Below are 2,638 nucleotides of genomic sequence, written 5' to 3'. Positions count from 1 at the left end.
CGCCCGCACTGACAATGCGACGGCGGGCCGACAGGGTGTGTCCTGTCGGCCCGCCGGATCCGCTCCGCCCGCACCGGGCGTTACGCGTCGACCTTCTCCATGACCTCGTCGGAGACGTCGAAGTTGGCGAAGACGTTCTGGACGTCGTCGCTGTCCTCGAGCGCGTCGATCAGCTTGAAGATCTTGCGGGCGCCCTCTTCGTCGAGCTCGACCTGCATGGTCGGGACGAAGCTGGAGTCCGCCGAGTCGTAGTCGATGCCGGCGTCCTGGAGCGCGGTGCGGACCGCGACCAGGTCGGTGGCCTCGCTGATGATCTCGAAGGTGTCGCCGTTGTCGTTGACCTCTTCGGCACCGGCCTCCAGCACCGCGCCGAGCACGTCGTCCTCGGAGAGCTCGGCCTTGGGCAGGATGATGACGCCCTTGCGGTTGAACAGGTACGAGACCGAGCCCGGGTCGGCCATCGAACCGCCGTTGCGGGTCATGGCGACGCGGACGTCGGAGGCGGCGCGGTTGCGGTTGTCGGTGAGGCACTCGATGAGCACCGCGACACCGTTCGGACCGTAGCCCTCGTACATGATCGTCTCGTAGTCGGCGCCGCCGGCCTCGAGGCCGCCGCCGCGCTTGACCGCGGAGTCGATGTTCTTGTTCGGGACCGACTGCTTCTTGGCCTTCTGCACGGCGTCGAAGAGCGTCGGGTTGCCGTCGATGTCGGCGCCGCCCATACGCGCCGCGACCTCGATGTTCTTGATCAGCTTCGCGAAGAGCTTGCCGCGCTTGGCATCGATCACGGCCTTCTTGTGCTTCGTCGTAGCCCATTTAGAGTGGCCGGACATCCGCCTGTCTCCTTCGCGTAACCAACAGTGTTCGTCTCCGATCCTACCGGGAGCTCGTCACAGACCCGCGCGCACCATCTCGACGAAGTACGCGTGGACGCGGTCGTCGCCGGTCAGTTCGGGGTGGAACGAGGTCGCCAGGACGTTGCCCTGGCGCACGGCGACCGTGTGCCCGTCGTAGGTGGCGAGCACCTCGGCGGCGCCGCCCACGGACTCGACCCACGGGGCGCGGATGAAGACGCCCTCGACCGGGCCGCCCTCGATGCCCGCGAAGTCGATCTTCGCTTCGAAGGACTCGTTCTGGCGGCCGAAGGCGTTGCGGCGCACGATCATGTCGATACCGCCCAGGGTCTCCTGGTCCTCACGGCCGTCGAGGAGCTTGTCCGCGAGCATGATCATGCCGGCGCAGGTGCCGTACACGGGCATGCCGGCGGCCACGCGCTCGCGCAGCGGCTCCAGCATGCCGAAGAGCACGGCGAGCTTCGACATCGTCGTGGACTCGCCGCCGGGGATCACCAGGGCGTCGACCTCGGCGAGCTCCTCGGGGCGCCGGACCGGCCTGGCCACGGCGTCCGCCGCGGCCAGGGCGATCAGGTGCTCCCGTACGTCGCCCTGGAGGGCCAGGACACCGATCACGGGGGTGTTGGTCATGTCGGGACTACCAGCCGCGGTTGGCGTAGCGCTCGGCCTCGGGGAGGGTGTCGCAGTTGATGCCGACCATGGCCTCGCCCAGGTTGCGGGAGGCGTCCGCGATGATCTTCGGGTCGTCGAAGAAGGTGGTGGCCTTCACGATGGCGGCGGCGCGCTTGGCCGGGTCGCCCGACTTGAAGATGCCGGAGCCGACGAAGACGCCCTCGGCGCCGAGCTGGCGCATCAGGGCGGCGTCGGCCGGGGTGGCGACGCCGCCGGCGGAGAACAGCACGACGGGGAGCTTGCCGAGCTCGGCGACCTCCTTGACGAGCTCGTACGGGGCGCGCAGCTCCTTGGCCGCGGCGTACAGCTCGTTGTTGTCGAAGCCGCGCAGCTTGGCGATCTCGTTCTTGATCTGGCGCAGGTGGCGGACGGCCTCGACGACGTTGCCGGTACCGGCCTCGCCCTTCGAGCGGATCATGGCCGCGCCCTCGGCGATGCGGCGCAGGGCCTCGCCGAGGTTGGTGGCGCCGCAGACGAAGGGGGTGGTGAACGCCCACTTGTCGGAGTGGTTGACCTCGTCGGCCGGGGTGAGGACCTCGGACTCGTCGATGTAGTCGACGCCGAGGGACTGCAGGACCTGGGCCTCGACGAAGTGGCCGATGCGGGACTTGGCCATCACGGGGATGGACACGGCCTCGATGATCTCTTCGATCATGTTGGGGTCGGACATGCGCGCGACGCCGCCGTCCTTGCGGATGTCGGCCGGGACCCGCTCCAGGGCCATGACGGCCACGGCGCCGGCGTCCTCGGCGATCTTCGCCTGCTCGGCGTTGACCACGTCCATGATCACGCCGCCCTTCAGCTGCTCGGCCATGCCGCGCTTGACGCGCGACGTGCCGATCGCCGACTCGGCGGACTGGGAAGAGGTGGGAAGCGTGCTCACGGATTGACCTCACTCGAAAGGAAGACGGGTACTACTCGGCTGAGGAAACCCCAGGGGATCAGTCCACTACAAGGGCCAATGTGGAGCCAGTGGCTCTTTCATTTGTCCCTCGTGGCCCTAAGGGCTGTCCCGTAATCCCCGGCGGGCGCACGACGACAGCTACGGCACCTCGCTGCGTTGTCGGCACGCCCGAATACGCCCAGTATGAGGACGCCCCTCCGCCTTGCGA

At 68.3% G+C, this 2,638-nt stretch carries 3 protein-coding genes; all 3 read right to left on the bottom strand.

Going from position 1 to position 2,638, the window contains the following annotated elements:
* Positions 1–80: 80 nt before the first annotated feature.
* Genes AVW11_RS35370 through pdxS form a run of 3 tightly spaced genes read right to left on the bottom strand, consistent with a single transcriptional unit; the run spans position 81 to position 2,409 of the window.
* Positions 81–833: a YebC/PmpR family DNA-binding transcriptional regulator gene (locus AVW11_RS35370; RefSeq protein WP_030841646.1), complete on the bottom strand. Its 753-nt coding sequence runs from the start codon at positions 831–833 to the stop codon at positions 81–83.
* 57 nt (positions 834–890) lie between these two features.
* On the bottom strand, positions 891–1,484 hold the full coding sequence (gene pdxT, locus AVW11_RS35365; RefSeq protein ID WP_030027909.1) for a pyridoxal 5'-phosphate synthase glutaminase subunit PdxT: 594 nt from the start codon (positions 1,482–1,484) through the stop codon (positions 891–893).
* A gap of 7 nt (positions 1,485–1,491) precedes the next feature.
* Positions 1,492–2,409, bottom strand: a complete 918-nt coding sequence (gene pdxS / locus AVW11_RS35360) for a pyridoxal 5'-phosphate synthase lyase subunit PdxS (protein ID WP_030841649.1) — start codon at positions 2,407–2,409, stop codon at positions 1,492–1,494.
* Positions 2,410–2,638: the final 229 nt, after the last annotated feature.

This window comes from Streptomyces amritsarensis, assembly GCF_001953875.1.
In the GTDB taxonomy this organism is placed as follows: Bacteria; Actinomycetota; Actinomycetes; order Streptomycetales; family Streptomycetaceae; genus Streptomyces; species Streptomyces amritsarensis.
Note: the sequence above shows the minus strand (reverse complement) of the source record. Positions and strands in the feature narration are given on the sequence as shown.